This window comes from Pontibacterium granulatum, assembly GCF_029961155.1.
Taxonomy (GTDB): Bacteria; Pseudomonadota; Gammaproteobacteria; order Pseudomonadales; family Balneatricaceae; genus Pontibacterium; species Pontibacterium granulatum.
This window is the reverse complement of record NZ_JASBRH010000009.1, coordinates 131990-154054: the sequence shown is the minus strand read 5'-3', so window position 1 is coordinate 154054 and position 22065 is coordinate 131990. Positions and strand designations below refer to the sequence as shown.

The following is a 22065-nucleotide window of genomic DNA, read 5'->3' as shown; positions in this document are numbered from 1 at the left end:
CAGCTTTTAAGCTGCCGGCAGCGTGAACGCTGCCCTACAGAGTACCGCGAGGTCTGATTCCCAAGCAGAGCGTGGAAATCAGTGTGATGGGATTAACGATGGATGTAGTAGGTTGGCCACCGCATCGCGGTGCCCAACACGTTAGGCATTGCTTTGTGATGGCTAACCTACATTTTCCAATTTTAAAACCGGAACTTAGATACCAGCTCCTTCAGCTCTGAAGCCATCTCCTTCAATTGTCCACACTCAGACGAAGTCTGTTTCACCGTCTCGCTGTTGTTACGTGAAATCTCGGCAATCGACACCACATGTGGACTGATGCCGCTCACCACGCTGGACTGCTCTCCGGTGGCGGAGGCGATCTGCAAGCTCATATCGTTCATCGCGGCGATGTTCTCCGAGATATTATCCAACTGGTGGCCGGAGTTGTTAGCTTCGGCCTGGCTTGCTGCACTCAGGTCGGTGCTTTTGGCAATGGCACGCACCACATCCTGCGTGTTGGATTGCAGCTTTTCGATAATCTCACGAATCTCTTCGGTTGATTGGTGGCTGCGGGAGGCCAATACGCGGACCTCGTCGGCAACCACCGAGAAACCACGACCCTGTTCACCCGCGCGTGCTGCTTCGATGGCAGCGTTCAAGGCAAGCAGGTTGGTCTGTTCGGAAACACCACGGATTACCTCCAACACACTGTCAATGGAGCTGGCGTCCACGGCAAGCTGGCTAATCGTGTCGCTGGTTTGCTGCAGGTGCTCCGCCATGGTTGAGACGCTGGATACGGTGTTGTTGACCGACTGGCCGCCTTCGGATACCGCGCTGTTTGCAACCTTAGCAGTGTCCGCTGCCTGGTTGGCGCTGTTGGCAATCTCCTCGGCGGTCACCCCCATCTGGTGGATGGCAGTGGCGACCTGTTCGATCTCGTTGGCTTGCTGTGCGATCTTCTGTTCCATCGCTTTGGCCTGGCCGTCAATCGCTTCGATGGCTTTATAGAGCTGATCCCCGGTCAGGGAGATCTGCTTCAGTAGCTCGCTGATGTACTCAACAAAACTGTTGTATCCCGCCGCGATTTTTCCGGTCTCATCGCGTCGACTAATATCCAGACGACGGCTCAGGTCGCTGCCGCCTTTACCGATATCTTCAAGTACATCGGCAACCTGACTGAACGGTGAAATCAGGTGGTTGATGATCCAGGCACTGATGATGGTAAACAGCACTGCGATACCCAAACCCATCCACAGCGCCACCCAGGTAACCCTATCGATGGCGGAGAAAACCTCGGCACTGGGGACCTCTGCGACCACGTACCAGCCGATCTTCGGCAAGTAGCGGCTCGCCAATAGGGTTTTGTCGTATTCACTGGTGGCGAACGGGGCTTGGTTGAGAAGGATCCCTGTGTCGATGTCGCCCAGCATGTTGATGTGCTTACCGACCAACGATGGGTCTTTGTGTAATTTGATGGTGCCGTTCTGGTCGACCAGGAAGATGGAGCCTTGTTCGCGAATCTTGTACTGGCCAATGGTGCTGGCCATGGATTCCAGGGTGAGGCCTACGCCGGTAACGGCTAGGGTTTCGCCGTTTTGCTGCATCCGGTAGTTGATGAACAGGGTAGGGACGTCGCTTTGTTCGTCGATGTCGAGGCTGAGGTCGAAGGCTTTGCCGCTGTTGATGAAATCATAAAACCAGCGGTCATTCTCATCCTGAGGGGAGACGGTTTTAAAGAGACCCGCAGGGGTGTAATAGCTGCCGCTTTTCGCGGAAACCAAGAAGGCGGTGAAGGTATTAAATCCGTGGTTTATCTGTGACAGATATTGGGTCAGGGCCTGGGTGCGATCTTGTGGTTCCGATTGGCGGATATACTCTGCGTAATCGGTGTTGTTGGCCATCGCCTTGGCGATGGTGATCGGCCTGATCAGTTGGGCGTCGATATCGTTGGCGACCTCGCCGAGGATGGCGGGCAACTCCCTGTCAATTGTTCCTTCCAGAATGATGTCGCGGCTCGAGTTTAATGAAAATACGCTAATGATTGCTATCGCCGCTACCACGGCAGCAACGGTGGTCAGAACCACTTTTTGACGTATGTTTAACTGCAGCATCGAGAGCTCCGGGAATGTCATAGGTTGATTGCCCGCTCAGGACGCTGGTCTGAGGAGCAGTCTTTTTTATTGTTTGGGCTATGGCTTGGTACGTTCTCTGGGTATCACGCTATCGATTCATTTCTATTTGCCTCCGTTCCTAATGGTGTGCCCTCCTGTGCGGGCGTTTAGGGTTTAAAAGCGTAGGTTGGCCATCGCGGAGCGATGCCCAACAAGTCGACTCAATATTGCCTCCTATTTGTTGGGCTTCGCGTTGCGAAGGCCAACCTACAATCGAGGCGCTTTCTCGGTCCCACGCTATCTGACGATGAACCTAAAAAAAGGCTTCAAGACGGTGCTTGAAGCCTAAAGGAGAGGTGATGCTTCACAGGGGGCTCAGAGCCGTAGAGCCGTGTTCTGGAAGACTGGACGAGTCGGTCACTGTACGGTCTCGATTCGCAGTACGTTGGTGCTGCCAGGTTCGCCAAACGGGATACCCGCGGTGATCACCACCATGTCGCCAGCGCTTGCCATACCCAGGCGCTTAGCTTCCTCCAACGCGGTTGGGGTAATCTCGATCGGCTTGGCAAACTCGGGGCGAACTACGGTGTTTACACCCCAAACCAATGTCAGCTTGCGTGCGGTACAGAGGTTGGGTGTCAGGTTGAGGAGCGGTGCCTTAGGGCGTTCACGTGCAGCGCGCATGCCGGTTTCACCGGAGTTGGTGAAGTTGATCAGTACCGCTACATCCAGAATCTTGCTTACTCGACGGATCGCGCAGCTGATTGCATCCTCAACCGTGGCGTTAGGCTGTGGGCGGTTTACATCCAGATGAGCCTGATAGCTTGGATCAGCTTCGATGTTGCGGATAATCTTGCTCATCATGGTTACCGACTCAACCGGGTAGGCACCGGACGCGGTTTCCGCTGAAAGCATTACCGCATCTGCACCTTCGTATACGGCATTGGCTACGTCGGTTACCTCTGCGCGGGTTGGGGCAGGGGTGAAGCGCATCGACTCCAGCATCTGCGTAGCAACAACTACCGGGCGACCATGTTGGCGGCAGGTTTTGATGATCCGTTTCTGGATGGCCGGAATGGTCTCTGCCGGGAGCTCTACACCCAGGTCACCGCGGGCGACCATGATGGCGTCGCTCAGTTCTACGATCTCTTCCAGATGTTCAACGGCGGACGGCTTTTCGATCTTGGCCATCAGGCAGGCTTTGCCCTGGATCAGCTCGCGGGCTTCGCGGATATCTTCCGGGCGCTGTACAAACGAGAGCGCCACCCAATCCACGCCCAGTTCCAGGCCAAAGGCCAGATCGCGGCGGTCTTTTTCGGTGAGCGGGCTCAGGTCGAGCACCGCTTCCGGCACGTTTACCCCTTTACGCTCGGAGAGTTCACCGCCAACCACAACTTGGGTTTGGATCTTATCGCCGTTGGTGGCGGTTACACGCAGGCGGATCTTGCCGTCGTCCAGCAGCAGGTCCATCCCTTCCTCCAGCGCTGCAATGATCTCTGGGTGAGGCAAGTTTACGCGGCTGTCGTTGCCGGGTGTGCTATCCAGGTCCAGTTGGAACGCCTGGCCATCTTTCAGGGTAACTGGGCCGTTGGCAAAAGTGCCGATGCGCAGCTTGGGGCCCTGCAGGTCCATCAATACACCGATTGAGGTATCCAGCTCCTGTTCGATGTTGCGAATCCAGTTCAGGCGCTCGGCGTGGTCCTGATGCTCGCCGTGGCTGAAGTTCAGGCGGAACAGGTTGGCGCCGTTTATGACCAGATCACGCACGTCCTTCTCGGACTGAATAGCCGGGCCCAGGGTTGCCAGGATTTTTACTTTCTTGTCGTGTGCTGTGTATCTGTTCATAAGGGTTGTCCGCTTATCTGAAGTGGTGAAGTAACCGTTAACGCGGGTTGCGTTGGATGTAGAAGTTCAAGTCTGATGCCTCCGCTGGTTTTGCATTGTGGAAACTTTAGATCTCAAATTGTGTACAATTTATGTATTTTGATTGTAGTCATAAGTTGACTAAAGGGTCAAGAAATATGTATTTTGAATTTATAAGCAGAGCCTGGTCCCCGTTAAATAAGCTTTCTGTCGATTTTGTAAGGAATGCTTACGCGCTTTGGGTCTAATGATTTTGTATACGAAAGGGTCTGCGTAAGCCGAATCAATCCTAAAATTATCGGAGTAACGAAGATGGGTAGACTGGATCTTGATCGATCTATGCAGATCACCAATAAGGCGTTTCAGAAGAGTCTTGAGCTGAATGCCGCACCGCTGAGCGTGGCGATTCTGGATGCGGGTGGAAAGCTGATCTCACTGCAGCGTCAGGATGGCGCCAGCATGATGCGTCCTGAAATTGCGATTGCAAAAGCGTGGGGTGCGGTGGCGCTGGGTAAATCTTCCCGCTCTATCGGTGAAGATGCGCAGCAGCGTCCGTCGTTTGTGTCGGCGTTGAATACCCTGGCGCAGGGGAACCTGATTCCCGTCCCTGGTGGTGTGCTGGTGCGTAATGCGGAAGGCGTTGTATTAGGCGCAGTGGGTATCAGCGGCGATACGTCTGATATCGATGAGCAATGCGCGATTCATGGCATTGAAGCGGCGGGTTTGCAGGTAGATCCAATCCCTGCGTAAGCAGCTTTTTCAAATTTAGTCATTACGGTTCCTCGTCAGCGACTACCGATTGATACCTCCGGTAGTCGCTTACCCTTTGGGGCTTTCACCCCGGGCGTAGTCACATTGATTACGCCGTCTCTTTTTCTTTAGTTCCTACCTGAATTCCACATCCACTCAATACCAGTTTCACAATCAGGTCAGCGGCCTGGTCGTAATCTTCCTGGTCCAGCTTTTCCTTGCCGGTGATCTGCGAGATCTGCCAGTCAAAGTCTGCGTAAGTCTGGGTGGACGCCCAGATGGTAAACAGCAGGTGCTGTGGCGGTACGGCGGCCATCAGGTCCTGATCAATCCAGCTCTGAATGCGTTCACACATCTGTTTGGTCTGGTCCTGCATCTGCGCAGCAATGTCTTCAGGCAAGTGTGGGGCGCCGTGCATGATCTCGCTGGCGAATACCTTGGAGGCGTGCGGGTGGGTTTGCGAGATACGGATCTTGGCGCGGATGTACTCCTCCAGTGCCGTCGCTGGATCGTCGTTCTCGTAGAACGGTTCTGACGCCTGCAGCAGCGGCTCGGTAATACTCTCCAATACGCTACGGTACAGGTTCTGCTTGGTCTTGAAGTAGTAGTAGACGTTAGCCTTCGGTAAGCCGGCGCTGTTGGCGATATCGATAGTCTTGGTCGCCGCAAAGCCTTTCTCGGCAAAAAACTTACTGGCTACCTCAATGATCAGCTCGCGGTTACGCTCCCTTATTTTGGCCATATAGACGTCTCACTCCTGGGAAGAAATTGGGTTGCAGCAATGGTAGCACCGCTGATTAAACGGTCTCAACACGCTGCTGGGTGGCATACCCGCTAAAACGCAAAAAGCCGGACAGCTTTCACCGTCCGGAAGAGCACTTGCAATCATCGACATAAGTGCGGGCATAGAAACCTTCAGGAAGCCCTACACGCGTTTCGGGGTACGTGTAGGGCTTCGTCTTTCTGTTACTCGGATTTGTTCTGGCTGATCCAAACGCCGATCAAATCACGTTCCTGTTGGGTCATCTGGGTCATGTTACCCAGTGGCATGGTTTTGCTGGCCACGGTTTGCAGGTAGATCTTCGGCGCCAGTGTTTTGATCTGGCTGGCGTTATCCAGTATTACGCCGGCCGGAGCACTGGTGAACATGGTGCTGGTTGGGTTCGCTGAGTGACAGCTGGTGCACCGCTCGGTGATGATCTCCTGTACCTGCTGAATAGTGACCTCCTGTGTCATGGCTTCAGAGTCGGTTTTAGCCGGCGAGGTGATGAATGCCAGGCATACCATACCCAATGCAGCAACAGGGATTGTCCAGGCAAAATTCTGTGATGCATGACGGGTGTTGAAGTAGTGACGTACCAGTACACTCAATACCGCCAGACCTGCCAGTACCGCCCAGTTAAACTCGTTACCGTACGTGCTTGGGAAGTGGTTGCTGATCATGATGAACAGCACCGGCAGCGTAAAGTAGTTGTTGTGACGGGAACGCAGCAGGCCTTTAGCTGGCAGTGCCGGATCCGGTTCTTTACCCGCTTCAATTGCAGCAACCAATGCACGCTGTGCCGGCATGATGACGCGGAATACGTTACCTACCATGATGGTACCGATCAGCGCACCGACGTGGATGAACGCACCACGGCCACTGAATACCTGAGACAGACCCCAGGCCGCAGCGATAATCAGCACGAACAGTACCGCACCCAGCAGGGCAGGTTGTTTACCCAGTGGCGAGTCACACAGCAGGTCGTAGATGAACCAGCCCGCAACCAGCGTAGCAACACCGATCGCAATCGCAGTGGTTGGGCTCAGGTCGGACCCTGGAGCGATCAGGAACAGTTCAGCGTTCAGGTAGTACACCACGGCCAGCAGCAGGATACCGGTCATCCAGGTGGCGTACGCCTCCCACTTAAACCAGTGCAACTGCTCAGGCATTTTCGGCGGTGCCAGTTTGTACTTCTCCAGGTGATAGATACCACCACCGTGGATCGCCCAGAGATCACCGGACAATCCTTCGCGCGGATTGCGTCGGTCCAGGTGGTTTTCCAACCAGACGAAATAGAAAGATGCGCCGATCCAGGCAACACCGGTGATCATATGAACCCAGCGAATCGCCAGGTTGAGCCATTCAGTGATATGGGGATCCATTGTCTTCTCCTCACAATAATCTGACTATAAATAACGATTAAAAGTCAGCGTTTTTATTTTTATAGGTTTCGTGCTTGATGCTAAGCAGTTGGATCTAGCACGATGTGTGATTCATCTGCGAAGAAGTACTCGTCGCAGTTGTTACCTTCGCCCTCACGGTCGATCACCAGGAAATCATCCTCTTCCGCGCAGCACAGCACCGGGTGGTGCCACACGCCTGCGTGGTAGTTGATGCCCTGGGTGCCGTCCGTAATAAATGCCTTCAGCTGGCCCGGGTAAGGGATTTCACCCGCAGGCGCGACCAATACCAGGAAGGGGTGACCCTTCAACGGGATAAAGGCCTGGCTACCCAGCGGGTGGCGTTCCATCATTTTTACGGTCAGCGGCATCGTCAGCGCCTGCGCGCGGAAGATGCTGATGATCGCGTTATCCTCCGGTTTGCCCAGCTGCACGGCGCCCAGCTTGTGGTAGCGCCGTGTCGAACCGTTGTTGATCATGAAGTAATCCCGGTCGCGGGTTTCGATCACGTCACCAAACGGGGCAAAGGCCTCGGCCGTTAACGGTTGTGGGTGGATAATCTGCATAACTGCCTCAGTCAGTTACTTTGCCAAACAGGCGCAGACGGCTGACACCACCATCCGGGAAGATGTTCAGACGTACGTGGGTGATCGGGCCGATGTCGTTGATCTGCTCTGTAAACTCGTGCTCCTGGTGCATCTCCAGCTTCTGGGATGGCAGCAGCTCTTTCCAGAACAGGCTCTGGGTTTCGATCTGGTCGTCAGTACCACCTTTAACGTACGCCGCCTGGATAGAGCAGCTGTCCGGGTAGTTACCTTTGAAGTGCAGGGTGTCCACCACGATGCGGCTGATTTCACCTGGGTGGCCCAGCGCTACAATTACCCAATCGTTACCTGGTGTGCGGCGGCGTGCGGTTTCCCAACCGTCACCCATGTTGATACCACGACCCGGGTTCAGGATGTTGCTCATGGTGCCGAAGTGTTCGTCGCTGCAAGCGAGAGCGCGGGCGCCGTTCAGGGATGCAGCCAGATCGATCTCTTCGGATGGATCAGTTGCAGACCAGTTGATGTATGGCAGGCCGTGTACACGCAGACGTGCAACACCACCGTCCGGGAAGATGTTAAAGCGCAGGTGAGTCCATGGACGATCATCGTTGATCGCGTGCAGGTGTTCGCTGTCACCCTGCAGGGCCACTGCCGGCAGCACTTCAGTCCACTCTGCGTTGTCATCCGGATCGCCGTTTGGAGAGAAGCAGGCTTCCAGGGATGCAGACGGTGGGAAGTTACCGGTGAAGTGCTTGGTGTCGATGTTCACGCCTTTGATCACACCCGGTACACCCAGGCGCACAACGGCGGAGTCGTAACCTTCGTGGCGTTTACGGCGGGATTCCCAGCCGTCCATCCACTTACCGTTGTCGTCGAACACGCCTTCTTTCCATACGGCTTCGGTTGGCTGCAGCATGCGGTTGGCGTCGGCGAACCAGTCGTCGGTTACAAAGATCACTTCACTACCCAGACGGGCATCCGCCAGGTTGATGTATTTCTGAAAAGTTGCTGAATTTGTCATGGTTTATCTTTCTTCTTCGAATTTGGGTTACATGTCGTTCAGGCGGAACAGAGCGATCTTGTTGATCTGCTCGAGAGCGGTTTTGAACTCCTGCTCCGGACTGTTGTGAATACGGGTCTCAAATGCCGCCAGGATCTGGTGTCGGTTGCTGCCTTTTACCGCCATGATGAACGGGAACTGGAACTTCTCTTTGTAGGCATTGTTCAGTTCGGTGAAGCGTGCAAACTCCTCAGCGGTGCATTCGTGGATACCGGCACCGGACTGCTCGGAGGTGGAAGCTTCGGTCAGCTCACCGGCAATCGCGGCTTTACCTGCCAAGTCCGGGTGGGCATTGATCAGGTCCAGCTGCGCCTGGTAGTCGCTGTTGTTCAGTACACCCGCCATCTGTTCGTGCAGCACACTGATCTGGTTGTGCAGTTCGCTGATGCCCAGGTCGAACGCCTTCTCTGCCACCCAGGATGAATGCTCATAAATGTCAGCAAAGGTGCTCACAAACGTATCGCGATCCATCTCGCTTGGGGTGCAGTGCTGGAAACTTCCGTTACTCATTTGGCGCTCTCCGGGTTGAATGGGTGTTTTTCATGCCAGTGTTTGGCGATATCGATGCGGCGTGTGAACCAGACTTTGTCGTGGCTCTGCGCGTACTGGATAAAACGTTCCAGAGCTGCGATACGCGCCGGACGACCGATCAAGCGACAGTGCAGACCAATCGACAGCATCTTCGGCGCCTCTTCACCTTCTGCGTACAGGGTGTCGAAAGCGTCTTTCAGGTACTGGTAGAACTGCTCGCCGCTGTTAAAACCCTGTACGGTCGCAAAACGCATATCGTTGGTGTCCAGGGTGTAAGGGATAACGAGGTGACCTTTACCGTTGTTGTCGACCCAGTAGGGCAGGTCATCGTCATAGGCGTCGGAGTCATACAGGAAGCCACCTTCCTGCATCACCAGATCGCGGGTGTTCGGGCTGTTACGACCGGTGTACCAACCCAGCGGGCGCTGGCCGGTGACCTGGGTGATGATCTCGATTGCTTTGTTCAGGTGCTCGCGCTCTTCCTCAACATCCATGTACTGGTAGTCGATCCAGCGGTACGCGTGGCTGCAGATCTCGTGGCCTGCCTCAACCATCGATTTCGCCACGTCCGGGTGACGCTCGATCGCCATCGCAACGGCAAACACAGTCAGCGGGATATCGTACTTATCGAACAACTTCAGCAGACGCCACACACCAGAGCGGCTGCCGTACTCGTAGATGGACTCCATGCTCATGTTGCGAACACCGGCCAGAGGCTGTGCGCTTGGCATCTCTGACAGGAACGCTTCCGATTCTGCATCACCGTGCAGGACGCAACGCTCACCACCTTCTTCGTAGTTGAGTACGAAGGAGATAGCGACACGCGCATCACCCGGCCATTGAGGATGGGGAGGGTTGGCACCGTATCCGATTAGGTCTCGTGGGTAATCTCTGCTCACGGTTCAACTCCTTAGGTTACAGATAACTCTTTATTGCGTTTTAGAACACAAAACGTGTGTAAACAATTGGTATGTATTGATTGTATACAATGATAAATCGGTTTGGCAAAGAAAAAGTTGTCTTCCGGGTCAAAAAAATGATTATATAGACCTATCTTCTGATGTTTAAGGGGCTTCAGGCGTCAGGAAAGTCTGCGTAAAGTGGATTTTTGGCGTGATTAGGTGCTATCTGTATACAATGTATGTCGTAATGACTGTATTGGTGAAAGCGCGACTGGGGTTCGACATTCACTATCTATTGGAGGGTGCTGTTAGCACTGCAACGATTTATGGGTTATCTGACTACACACGTGCTGGACTCAGCATTTGGCTGCCCGGGCAGCGACATTCAAGTAAAGCTGTACCGCATCGGTGCCAAGCGTGAGCTGATTGCGACTGTAACCACCAACAGCGATGGCCGCTGTGACCAGCCGGTGCTGGAAGGTGAGGCGTTTGCTAAAGGCGTGTACGAGCTGGAGTTTGGTGCGGGGGCTTATTACCGTAGACGTGGTATGGAGCTGCCGGAACCGGCGTTCCTGGATGAGGTGGTGATTCGCTTTGGTATCGCGAATGAGGATGAGCACTATCATGTGCCGTTGTTGATTTCGCCGTACAGTTATTCCACGTATCGCGGAAGCTGATTCTCGCTATACGATCTGTCCCTGGAAAAGCCGCCTCATTGTAGGCGGTTTTTTTGTGGTGGTGGCGCTGAGCATGGGTAGTACGTCTGGTTCCCACGCGGAGCGTGGGAAAGAGGTGATGAAATAGAATGGATGTAGGGTAGGCTTAAGCCTACCGGCAGTGTGAACGCTGCCCTACAGATAGGGTGCGAAGCAGTAGGGTAGGTTGGGTCGAGCACAGCGACACCCAACAAGAAAAGCCGTGTCTGATTCCCACGCGGAAGGTGGGGACGAGGTGATGAAATAGAATGGATGTAGGGTAGGCTTCAGCCTACCGGCAGCGTGAACGCTGCCCTACAGATAGGATGCGAAGTAGTAGGGTAGGTTGTAGCGACACCCAACAAGCAAAGCCGTATCTGATTCCCACGCGGAGCGTGGGAACGAGGTGATGAAATAGAATGGATGTAGGGTGGGCTTCAGCCTACCGGCAGCGTGAACACTGCCCTACAGATAGGGTGCGAAGCAGTATGGTAGGTTGGGTCGAGCACAGCGACACCCAACAAGAAAAGCCGTATCTGATTCCCACGCGGAACGTGGGAACGAGGTAATGAAATAGAATGGATGTAGGGTAGGCTTCAGCCTACCGGCAGCGTGAACGCTGCCCTACAGAGCCAATCGCGAAGTCGCCACCAAGCTACTCAACCTGCCTCTCCCAGCACCGCCCAACACCCATCACCAACCAGGTCGAAACAATAAACGGCAACGTCAGCACAACCGCACCAGCTGCATGTGCCAGCACCGTACACAGTGTCGCCAGGCTTGCTGCAATCACTGCATTGATCACAGCATGCCAACTGTGCTCTGCAAACGCCAGGCAGCAAAGGATCGCACTAAACCCGAACAACCCGGTATTCACCTGCGTTTCGGAAATACCCACAAACAGCGCTATCACAACACTGAACAGCACACCTAAGGCCGCGAACAACGCCGCTATTGGTTTATGCGCCAAGAGCGCCGCGAAGAAGATAACCCCCGCCAGCACGCTATCCTGAAACATCACCTGCCCAAAGCTGAGAAAGAACGATGTATGCGGATTTAAATCGCCAGCGGTAATAAATGACGAAGGATTCGGATCGGCCAAGCCAAACGTATTGATAACCTCAATAGCCGTCAGGGTAACTGTGACAAAGGGCAGGGTAAGCGCCGGAACATGTCGGTTCAGCAGAACATGCAACAGCCAGGTTGATAACCCGGCCGCAACAACGGTGACGCCAACAAGCTCTGGACTGACATCAAAGAAATAGAACAGGCCCGTCCCAACGAGCATCGGGTTGTAACCGTACAACCCCTCATCGATATCGGCTCGGTCACAGCGAAAAACGGTTGCCGCTAACGTACCGGTGACCAAGCCGATCAATCCACCGATAAACATCGGCACCGAGCCAAACAGCACACCCATCAACGTAGCGGCACCAACCAGGGCACTGCGCTGCAGGAATATCTGGCTACAGCCGTGCAGCAGCGCGATCGTGAAATCCCGCAGGTGTTGTTGGTGGCGTCGTTGCTGCACCAATGGGTCGTTTGAATCGAGGTGTGAGTTCATGGGCGGCAGTGTACTGGAAAAGAAATAGAAAGGCCCTCACGAAAGGAGGGCCCGGTTTTGCACCTGTAGGGGATTACAGGAAGATGAACTTGGCGATAAACAGCGCAGTCAGTGCCCAGATGCTCGGGGAGATCTCGTCACGACGGCCACTGAACAGTTTCAGCGCCGTGTAGGTCACGAAGCCCATTGCGATACCGTTGGCGATAGAGAAGGTCAGCGGCATCATGATCACGGTGATGATCGCAGGGATTGCATCGGTCATGTCATCCCAGTTGATCTGCTTCATGCCGGTCATCATCAGCATGGCAACGTAGATCAGTGCACCGGCAGTTGCATACGCTGGGATCATGCCAGCCAGCGGTGCCAGGAACATGGACGCCAGGAACAGTACGCCAACCACGATAGCGGTCAGACCGGTACGACCACCGGCAGCAACACCGGACGCACTTTCCACGTAACTGGTTACCGGTGGGCAACCGAAGAAGGTACCGATAACGCTGGAGCTACTGTCGGCTTTCAGGGCTTTGCTCAGGTTCTCGATGTAACCGTCTGGACGGATCAGGTTCGCTTTAGTCGCTACACCCATCAGCGTACCGGCGGTGTCGAACATGTTCACGAACAGGAAGGCCAGGATCACGCCGATCATGCTGACGTCCAGTGCGCCCATAATGTCGAGCTGCATCAAGGTTGGCGCAACGCTTGGTGGAGCGGAGAAGATGCCGTTGTATACGACCAGATCAAGACCCCAGCCCAGGAAAGTCACCACCAGGATGCTGACAAACACCGCACCGAACACGTTGTGGTAAGACAGTACCGCAATCATCAGGAAGCAGACCGCTGCCAGCAGGGTGCTTGGTTCCAGGAAAGTACCCATAGAGAGCAGGGTTGCCTGGTTATCAACGACGATGCCTGCGGTTTTCAGGCCGATCAGGCCCAGAAACAAACCAACACCGGCAGTCATCGCAAATTTCATGCTCATCGGAATACTGTTAAGCAACCATTCTCGTATCTTGTAGAAACTGAGAATGACGAACAGCACACCGGAGATAAATACCGCACCCAAGGCGACCTGCCAGGTGTGACCCATTTCGAGTACAACGGTATAGGTGAAGAAGGCGTTTAGCCCCATTCCGGGAGCCAGACCAACCGGCCAGTTGGCATAGAGACCCATCAGGAAACAGGCTACAGCGGCACCGATACAAGTCGCAACGAAGACCGCGCCGTGATCCATGCCCGCACTGGACATGATGTTAGGGTTAACAAAGATGATGTAACCCATGGTTACGAAGGTAGTCAGACCAGCCATCAGCTCGGTGCGGATGTTGGTACTGTGTTCAGCCAGCTTAAAGAAGCGGTCGAGGAAGCTGCGACTGTTAGTGTCGGGTGTTTCTGCGGTAGCTACTTGTTCTTGTTGGATGCTTTCCACAACATGTTCTCCTCAGGTTAGTTTTTTCAGAGCTCCGAATTGTTTTTATGGGTAGCTCCGCGGATCGTTGTGTTTCACTCCCTGGAAACGAGGCACGTCCTTAAGTTTTTGTGCTACAAACAATACTATTATTGTATACAAAAAAATCAACCTGGAAGTCAGGTTTTTATTCTTAAGTATCACTGGTTGTTGGCAACCTGTTGAAATATAAGAACTTAAAAATTGTATTCAGGTTTCGTATCGTGAGATTTGGGCTGGAATACGATTTAAAGCGTGCCGCAAAGTGAGCTAAACCGGTGCGAATGCCTATTTGTGTACAAAATTTTCACTTTTATGTAGCATTTGACGTATCAGATATATGTAGTGCCTGACCTGGGGACGGGGTAGAAGAGAGCGATAAACGTTCAAGCTATCAGGCACTCGCAGACAAGTAGATCGGAATTTATGAACCAGATTTCTGAGAAAGTTGCGTCCACGAAAGGACCAAAAGGTAAAAGAACCCAGGACGACATCGTTTACGAACACATCTTCGATGCCATTCTGGAGCAGCGCCTGGCACCGGGCACCAAACTGAACGAAGAGTCTTTGGGTGAAATCTTCGGCGTAAGCCGCACCATTATCCGTCGCGCATTGTCCCGCCTGGGGCACGAGCAGGTGATCGTGCTGCGACCAAACCGTGGCGCCGTGGTTGCCAGCCCAACCCTGGAAGAAGCCAAGCAGATCGTTTTCGCCCGCCGCGTCTGTGAACGTGCCGTGACTGAACTGGTGGTTGATAACGCACCCGCCTCACAGATCGAACAATTGAAAAAACTGGTGCAGGAAGAACAGGACTGTTTCGCCAAAGGTGATAAAGGCTCCGGTATCCGCCTCTCCGGCGAATTCCACCTGAAACTGGCCGAGATGGCCAACAACCCACCGCTGCTGAATTTCCAGCGCAGTCTGGTATCTCAGTGCTCACTGATCATCGCCCAGTATGAAAAGAACGGTGAGAAATCCCACTGCTCCTATGACGAACACTACGAACTGATCGACGCCATCAAGAACCGCGACAAAGAACTGGCGGTGAAACTGATGATGCACCACCTGGATCATATCGAGCACAAGCTCAGTCTGGATGATGAACCTTCACCTGATGACCTGCGTTCGATCTTCTCGAATGTGTTGGGGGAGAAGTAGGGCTTCTGTAATTATGTCTTTTGTGAACGATGTTGACTGCCTCGTTTGGAAAAGATAAGGGATGCCTGAGTGCATCCCTAACAACATTCACTGCAATGTGCCCTCATATCTTCTTTTCTTGCTTGCTATATTCGCTATCTCACCTAGGCGCTTGCCTTTTTGTCAAACCCGTTACATATTAGCTACTTAGGAATAAGGCCATGCGGCTATGTGAGCATGGTCAGTCATCGTAATGTAAGTGCTCATTTTCAGCGGAAGAAGAAAGCATACAAGTCTCTGTTTCCTTTCTTTACGGCATGTTAGCGTTCCATTCAGATGTCTGGCCGTTTAGCCAAATTAAGCCTAGCTATCTCGGAAAAGTCGTTAAAAATTCTTTCTTCGAATAATCTCGATTTTCTGTGCTTATAGCGTGAATAATTCAACCTCGGGTAAGTGGAAATCGTATGGTTCCGGCCCCATCTGCAGCTAGCTTATTTCTAAAATATATTGTTTTAGAGTGATTGCTTGCTGCAGGTGGAGAGCAGTTGCATGATCGCAAGCCGCCTTCAATTATGTAGGAAACTACTCATTCGAAGGATAGTGGCGATAATAAATTGCTTTTGGGATTTACGGCCGAAGACTTAATTAAGGAGCTCTTGTGGTAGCAGAAAATAAGGTCATCATAGATCTAAATAAACCGAATCTTCCTGGTTCTATCGATACAGTTGAATTTGTACAGCAAACGTTAAAGGAACGTTTAATTAGTGATATCGAACTAGTTGCCACGCCAAGGGAAAACCATAGCCCGGTTTATGGGGTTATTAGTGAGGTCGGAAGACAGGTTTTTTTCATAGATGGTACGCGTGGTGCAGGTAAGACTACTTTTATGAACGGGATCGTTCAGCACTTCAAAGACAGCAATAATGTCCATGCGTTACGCTGTATCGATCCCACTAAACTACCCAGAATTGAACCCATTCTGGTTACAGTACTTGCTCAACTAAATACAGATGTAAGTGACAAGCTTAGAAAAAATTCTGGGTGGAGTATAGAAAATAATAAAGAAAAAGAGAACTGGCAAAACAGTCTTAAAAATATTTCTCAGGCAATTAAACTACTTGATAAAAAGGAATATTCCAAGGATTTCTTTGATGAGGCGCTGGAGCTAAATGCTTTACTTAGCAACGCGTCAGGCGGACTCGGGTTGGAAGAACAGTTTTCAAAGTTACTGGAGCAAGCTTGCGATATATTAGGTCGCAATGCCATTTTGGTTGCGTTTGATGATATTGATACTCAATTTAATACTGGCTGGAACGTGCTGGAAGCAGTTCGTAAGTACTTCAATAGTCCCCGGCTTATTGTCCTAATGACTGGTGATCTCAGATTGTACTCGCAGCTGATTCGAGGGAAGCAATATGCAAATTACGATGCTGAAATGTTGAGTGAAGAGGCGAGTGGTACGGAAAAAAGAAACCGCAGTGTTATGGTTAACCACCTAGAACAACAATACCTAATTAAACTTCTTCCTGTGCATCGTAGGATTAATCTTAAAAGCCTTTACCAATTAGTTGATGACAAAAATAATGATTGGCCAATATCTGTCGTTACTAGGAAAGGTGGTGGCAGTATGCCACTGGAACTTGCTGTCAATGAGATGTTGGAAAATGGGCTTCATTTGAAGCAAAGTGCAGATCTAAAGTTGTATGCCAATGAAATATTGAAACAACCAGTTAGGTTGGTTGTTCAGCTTTTACAACGTTACTATCAGCAAATGGAGATTGGGTCCAATAAAAATCTCACGGATTTATTTAATGAGGCAATTCGTGGGACCATGCTTGGGAATATATATAAGGCTGGATTGACTTATGATAATAGTGATGCTCACGTAGGAATTATCGCGAAAGATATCTTTAACTACACTCTGATGGATGGTGATAGTAATACTGGATTTTACCTTCGGCCACAGTCTGAATCTGAAGTTCTTAGAAGCAGCTCTATTTATCTAGCTTCAATGGTTAGTAAGGCAACAGAAGGTAGTCTTTGGGGCACGCTACATTTGATGCTTGCAGGCTGTGGTAGTGTGACTTTATACGATAGGTTATTACAGGATAACCGTCATAAACTCTCTACAGATCAGATAGAGGAAGCCTGTAAAACTTATTTAGGGCTTGGGCGCAGTGAATCCCTGATGCATTGGGCCAATCGTGGTAATGCAGCACTCTGCCCCATTAATCAGGATGGTGTTCGTGGAGTACATGTCGGGCTGTTACGCTTGAACCGCAGCACACCCGACAACCCGATTGCAGGAACTGTAGCTTATGATAGCTCCAAAGAAACTAGCTTTTTAGCAAAGCTAGCGGTGGATATCGCCAGTAGCGACTTGGCTGGCCGTAGTATGCATTTCTTCATTTCGATTCCCAATCTTCTAGGAGGTATCTCTGATCTGATCGAAGGCTTTGGATCATCAGATATATCTGATGATGGCCTTAAGGCATTGCTGGCTAAGTTGGCATTTAGAACAACGTGTTCAGCACCACCGTGGGCTTCATACGAAAAAACTAGTGCAGCACACTCTGATGACGATTCAGCGGAAATAAATGAACCGGTGTTGGAGATTGATACCGAATCAAGCGCTCAAATTTCTATAATTAAAACTTGGCTTCAACTGGTTCAGGATCTTGATGGTGGTATAAAGTCAAATTCTGTTTTAATAGGAAAGATATGGACTAGACTGTATTTCAATTTGGCTAATATTGCAGAGGAGCATCGCAAGAATATTGGAGGTAGAGGCGGGCTCGCAGGGAAAAGCTCTAAGGCTACAAATGCTGCAAAAATTATGAGATTTAACGTGGTTGCGGTTTTGCATGCAGCTCTTTTTGAAGAGGATTTTCATCATCATACGGGTTATTCAACAATCTTTACGGAAATCTGGGAGAAGAAGAATCCTGTAACAACTATCGATCTGTTTGCGGATAAACTTGAAAAGTTAAAGGCTAATGATGAAGGGTTAAAAGATATTGGAAAGCGTTTTCCAATATTTTATCTGCTTGTTACTTGTCCGTTATTACACCCGTTTATGTTTGCAGATGGATCGCGACTTAGTAATAAGCTGACTGATAAGAAGGAAAGTAGCTTTGAAGATATAATCAAAGAAATTGTTGCCGGTGTTTATAAAGATTACGACGTTTACAAACATCGCTTGACTCACTTTAAGAGGGCTTCTATTACTGCATCAAAGTCGAAATTAAAGTCGGGTGACGCCCAAGGTTCAGAGAGCACAGTTGACAAGGCAGAGTGACGGGTCTTTATCTGATGAAGCAACATACACAGATTGAAGTGCATCTGCTAAATGCAGGTGGCCTCCTTTGCTATTTGGAAACACTATCGTTTTCAGAGCCTGTTGATAGGAGCACTGTTGAGCATGAGCTGTTCATGTCTTTTCATCAAGCTAACCAATATCAACCAGATCACATTCTAACTAACAAGCTACACGAGCTTGACGAGTATGCTTTTCGATCGCAGTTAGCCTTTGGGCCTGTGCTTGCGACAAAACGACTTGTTGATCAGTATTTTGAGGAAGGGACAGAGTGCCGTATTAAATTGCCATTATTCGGTTATTGGCAGAATTTAATGGCGAGGATATCGTCTTTACCACTACAAGCGGCCTTTTATGCAAGTAGAAACTTCTCCGCCAGCGTTTCTGCTCAATACAGTTGGCCTCTCTATCCATATCACCCCAGTGTAGAGGACTATATTTCTCGACAGCAGTTGAATGAAAGTCACCAACATCTTAATGGGAGCAGCAATGCTGAGTCGTGTTGGCTTGACGCGTTGAGAAAACCTGAGCTGACTACTGCTAAGTTTCGTGAGGAATATCAAAAAAAGCCAAAGCTTAGGCAACTTTGTGCGCAGATATCTCCAGAGCTAACACCCGATGTTTTGTTACGTAGGCTAGAACTCGCTATGTATCTAAGGCAGTTGCTTGCCAGAATGGTTTGTACCAGAGAAAAGAATGATAGCAACCTAAATTTTGAATTCTTGAAGAACGAGGAGAGCTTTTCTATCCCCTTAATGTCCTGTTCACCACAGGATTTGACTGAATATAGGAAGGATATGTCACAGTTCTTTGTTCGTTGGCCAACGTCAACTCCTTATTCAGATGAAGCAGAGTTTAATTTGATGCAGGAGCTTTTAAACAGTTTACAGCGTAATCCTAATCAGAACCCTCTAGCTGAAAGGTTGCTTTGGATATATTTACTAATTCAGAATCAGTATCTGACTCTGCTTGTGCAGAGAGACGATTTTTATGGTTTTGATCAGTTTCAGAAATATACATTTACGGAGCTAAGAGATATTACCGAACAAGAGTACCTAGCAAGATTTCGTCAAGCGCATGGGAGCGGAAAAGTATCTCAAACAGGATATTTGGAAGGACGCTTTGCACCTAAAAAGGATATGGCAAGCTTTGAAAGGATTTTATGTACGATACTTGGTGGTTATGCTAGGTACCTTTCCTTAGGGGGGATATCTGAAGAAAGTACCTTGACGAAGGTTATTGCAGCGCTTCAAGAAGCTCCACACATGGCAGATAAAGCGAAGCTTGCCTTAGTCGTACACTTTATAAAGCGCCCATATATTAAGGGGGAGTTATTTCCATTTCATGATTTATATAGGCAGCTTACTCAACAAGCTTCTCTCCTAATACGTATTCTTAAGGCTAATCCTGGAGTTGCACGATGGGTGCGTGGTGTGGACGCTGCTGCCAATGAAATGGATACCCCCCCCGAAGTTTTCGCACCATTGTTTAGGGTATTGAAAGCACAAGGAATAAGGCATGTAACCTATCACGTTGGAGAAGATTTTTCACACCTTGTTTCAGGTATTCGTGCCATTGATGATGCAATACGTTTTTTGCCTTTAAATAATGGTGATAGACTTGGTCACTGTACTGCGATTGGAATTCTCCCGTCAATTTGGCGTCGTTCTTTGCCACCGACTCTAACAGTTACTCAAGAAAACCACCTACTAGACTTAATTTTCGTTTGGCGAGCGATGCGGCATAACCATGCTATGTTCAAATGGGCTAGCTTTGCTGCGTCCGAGGCAGTGGCTTTGGCTCAGAAAATATTTAGAGATCCTCAGTTTTTCTGCATAGAACAATTAGATGAACTCTTTACACTTCGTGACCTTTACCCTCTTTACGATCCATTGAGGGATGAAGCTCGTTGGCAACTTAGAGCGGCTTCAGTTTGGGATACTGAGTACGAACGAGTTGATAAGTTGTTAAGTTCTCCAGAAAAGAGTGGGCTACTAAAACTATATAGACGCTGGCTATTTGATGATGATGTAAGAAAGCAACGTTATACCATGCATGCGATATCGACAGATTGGTTGCCCGATGATGCGTTGATTGCCTTACAACAAACAGTTATGAAGGGGATCGCAGGAAAAAACCTTGCCATTGAATGCCCACCATCAAGTAACACTCGAATTAGCCAGTATGTAGAGGTTCAAGAGCACCATGTGTTTCGTTGGATGGGAGTAGATGCTCATGTCGTAGAGGGAGATGTCCCGATGTCTATTTGTTTGGCCTCAGATGATCCTGGGATTTTTGTGACAGATATAAAGGCTGAGTTTTACCATTTGTTTGCGGTGCTCACACAGCAGATGAAATTATCGCCTCATGAAGCACTGTCTTATGTCTCAACGCTGAATGAAAACGGACGAATATTTAGGTTTCATAATTCCTAGATATCCTAAAACGTAAATGTGACTTAGGCAGGTAGTATTGGTGGATCTCCAAGAATACGGCATTTGCGTTAACCGCTGGTTGGGCTATATTGCTGAATCAAAATTATAGATTTACCGCAGTCTATTTATAAAAATTCACTCCTGTCCAATATAAAACCATCTCTAAATAGGGATATAGTGATTAAAAAAGCGCCGGAATTCGGCGCTTTTTTGGGTGGATGCGGATAGGCTTAGCTTACAGACTCAGCCTCCCGCTGATAAACCGACTCACCCATCGCAAACGTCTCCTTGATCGCCCGGTCATCACCTAGGGTCATCAGTACAAACAGACGCTCTTCCAGGCTCTTCGCCTGCTTCATACGGTAAGACATCAGCGGCGTGCAGTTGTAATCCATCACGATAAAGTCCGCTTCGCTACCCGGTTCCAGGCTACCGATCTTGTCGTCCAGTTTCAGCGCTTTCGCACCACCCAAAGTCGCCAGGTACAGGGACTTGAACGGGTGCAGTTTAACGCCCTGCAGCTGCATCACTTTGTATGCTTCGTTCAGGGTCTGCAGGATGGAGAAGCTGGTGCCTGCGCCCACGTCGGTACCCAGGCCAACCTTGATCTTGTGTGCTTCCATCTTCGGCAGGTTGAACAGGCCGCTACCCAGGAACAGGTTGGACGTAGGGCAGAAGGCGATGGTGGAATCGGTTTCTGCGATACGCTTGCACTCGTCATCACACAGGTGCACACCGTGGGCAAACACGGAGCGTTCGCCCAGCAGTTCGAAGTGATCGTACACATCCAGGTAACCGTTCTGCTCAGGAAACAGCTCTTTCACCCAGGCGATCTCGTTGGTGTTTTCCGAGAGGTGGGTGTGCATGTACAGGTCAGGGTATTCGCGCAGCAGCTGTCCGGCTGCGGCCAGCTGTTCGTCACTGCTGGTGGGTGCGAAACGTGGGGTTACTGCGTAGTGCAGACGACCCTTGCCGTGCCAGCGCTCGATCAGTGCTTTGCTGTCGCGGTAGCTGCTTTCCGGTGTGTCGGTCAGCGCTTCCGGTGCGTTGCGGTCCATCATCACCTTACCGGCAATCATCCGAAGGTTGCGCGCTTCGGAGGCTTCAAAGAAAGCATCTACAGATTGCGGGTGTACAGTGCCGAATACCAGCGCGGTGGTGGTACCGTTGCGCAGCAGTTCGGTCAGGAAGATGTTGGCCACATCGGAGGCGTGCTCTCCATCTTCAAAGTTCTGCTCGGTTGGGAAGGTGTAGTTGTTCAGCCAGTCGAGCAGTTGCTCCCCGTAGGAGGCGATCATGCCGGTCTGCGGGAAGTGGATATGGGTGTCGATAAAGCCCGGTGCGATCAGGGCACCCGGGTAGTGGGTAATCTGCATGTCGGACGGCAGATCTTTCAGCATCTCTTCGGCGTCACCGATAGCCGCGATGCGACCCTCTTCAACGATCATCAGGCCGTCGTCAAAGTAACGGTAGCTCTCTTCCAGGCCGACTTCGGCCGGATCAGCGATGCTGTAGATCATGGAGGCACGGTAAGCCTGTGCCGTTGGCTGTAGCTGTTTCATTATTT

Annotated in this window: 16 protein-coding genes; 5 read left to right on the top strand and 11 right to left on the bottom strand. The window is 50.8% G+C overall.

Annotated elements, in window-relative coordinates; all coding sequences use genetic code 11:
• Positions 1-182: 182 nt before the first annotated feature.
• Complete coding sequence (locus QKW35_RS10900; RefSeq protein ID WP_282353041.1) at positions 183-2093, bottom strand: methyl-accepting chemotaxis protein; 1911 nt, start codon at positions 2091-2093, stop codon at positions 183-185.
• 417 nt (positions 2094-2510) lie between these two features.
• Positions 2511-3938, bottom strand: coding sequence for a pyruvate kinase (pyk, locus tag QKW35_RS10895; protein WP_282353039.1), 1428 nt, complete (start codon positions 3936-3938; stop codon positions 2511-2513).
• A 330-nt stretch (positions 3939-4268) separates the two neighbouring features.
• Here pyk and QKW35_RS10890 point away from each other — a divergent pair, with 330 nt between their 5' ends.
• Positions 4269-4706, top strand: coding sequence for a GlcG/HbpS family heme-binding protein (locus QKW35_RS10890; protein WP_282353037.1), 438 nt, complete (start codon positions 4269-4271; stop codon positions 4704-4706).
• Positions 4707-4815: 109 nt separating this feature from the next.
• Here the strand turns inward: QKW35_RS10890 and QKW35_RS10885 are convergent, their stop codons facing one another.
• The 6 genes from QKW35_RS10885 to puuE form a co-directional block, all read right to left on the bottom strand.
• Positions 4816-5448: a TetR/AcrR family transcriptional regulator gene (locus tag QKW35_RS10885; protein ID WP_282353035.1), complete on the bottom strand. Its 633-nt coding sequence runs from the start codon at positions 5446-5448 to the stop codon at positions 4816-4818.
• A gap of 224 nt (positions 5449-5672) precedes the next feature.
• Entirely contained in the window at positions 5673-6851 is a 1179-nt protein-coding gene (locus QKW35_RS10880; protein ID WP_282353033.1) for a urate hydroxylase PuuD, read from the bottom strand.
• Positions 6852-6931: 80 nt separating this feature from the next.
• A complete protein-coding gene (locus QKW35_RS10875) occupies positions 6932-7435 on the bottom strand; it encodes an ureidoglycolate lyase (RefSeq protein ID WP_282353031.1) in 504 nt (167 codons plus the stop codon).
• A 7-nt stretch (positions 7436-7442) separates the two neighbouring features.
• The gene (gene alc / locus QKW35_RS10870; protein ID WP_282353029.1) at positions 7443-8435 is read right to left on the bottom strand and encodes an allantoicase; all 993 of its coding nucleotides are present in this window, start codon (positions 8433-8435) and stop codon (positions 7443-7445) included.
• A gap of 27 nt (positions 8436-8462) precedes the next feature.
• Positions 8463-8984 (bottom strand): 2-oxo-4-hydroxy-4-carboxy-5-ureidoimidazoline decarboxylase, encoded by a 522-nt coding sequence (gene uraD, locus QKW35_RS10865; protein WP_282353027.1) that lies wholly within the window; start codon positions 8982-8984, stop codon positions 8463-8465.
• Positions 8981-9904 (bottom strand): allantoinase PuuE, encoded by a 924-nt coding sequence (puuE, locus tag QKW35_RS10860; RefSeq protein WP_282353026.1) that lies wholly within the window; start codon positions 9902-9904, stop codon positions 8981-8983. Before puuE ends, uraD begins: the two co-directional genes overlap by 4 nt.
• Before the next feature lie 329 nt (positions 9905-10233).
• Here puuE and uraH point away from each other — a divergent pair, with 329 nt between their 5' ends.
• The gene (uraH, locus tag QKW35_RS10855; RefSeq protein ID WP_282353025.1) at positions 10234-10584 is read left to right on the top strand and encodes a hydroxyisourate hydrolase; all 351 of its coding nucleotides are present in this window, start codon (positions 10234-10236) and stop codon (positions 10582-10584) included.
• 673 nt (positions 10585-11257) lie between these two features.
• Here the strand turns inward: uraH and QKW35_RS10850 are convergent.
• Positions 11258-12166 carry an urea transporter gene (locus tag QKW35_RS10850; RefSeq protein ID WP_282353024.1) on the bottom strand — a complete coding sequence of 303 codons (909 nt, stop codon included), beginning with the start codon at positions 12164-12166 and terminating at the stop codon, positions 11258-11260.
• Positions 12167-12239: 73 nt separating this feature from the next.
• Complete coding sequence (locus QKW35_RS10845; RefSeq protein WP_425608002.1) at positions 12240-13592, bottom strand: NCS2 family permease; 1353 nt, start codon at positions 13590-13592, stop codon at positions 12240-12242.
• Positions 13593-14036: 444 nt separating this feature from the next.
• Between QKW35_RS10845 and QKW35_RS10840 the strand changes: the two genes are divergently transcribed.
• The 3 genes from QKW35_RS10840 to QKW35_RS10830 all read left to right on the top strand — a co-directional run bounded on the left by QKW35_RS10840 (position 14037) and on the right by QKW35_RS10830 (position 20498).
• On the top strand, positions 14037-14768 hold the full coding sequence (locus QKW35_RS10840; protein WP_282353023.1) for a GntR family transcriptional regulator: 732 nt from the start codon (positions 14037-14039) through the stop codon (positions 14766-14768).
• A gap of 637 nt (positions 14769-15405) precedes the next feature.
• Positions 15406-18045: an archaeal ATPase gene (locus QKW35_RS10835; RefSeq protein ID WP_282353022.1), complete on the top strand. Its 2640-nt coding sequence runs from the start codon at positions 15406-15408 to the stop codon at positions 18043-18045.
• A gap of 14 nt (positions 18046-18059) precedes the next feature.
• A complete protein-coding gene (locus QKW35_RS10830; RefSeq protein WP_282353021.1) occupies positions 18060-20498 on the top strand; it encodes an amidohydrolase family protein in 2439 nt (812 codons plus the stop codon).
• A gap of 230 nt (positions 20499-20728) precedes the next feature.
• Here QKW35_RS10830 and guaD read toward each other — a convergent pair whose 3' ends face one another.
• Entirely contained in the window at positions 20729-22060 is a 1332-nt protein-coding gene (guaD, locus tag QKW35_RS10825; RefSeq protein WP_282353020.1) for a guanine deaminase, read from the bottom strand.
• Positions 22061-22065 lie beyond the last annotated feature (5 nt).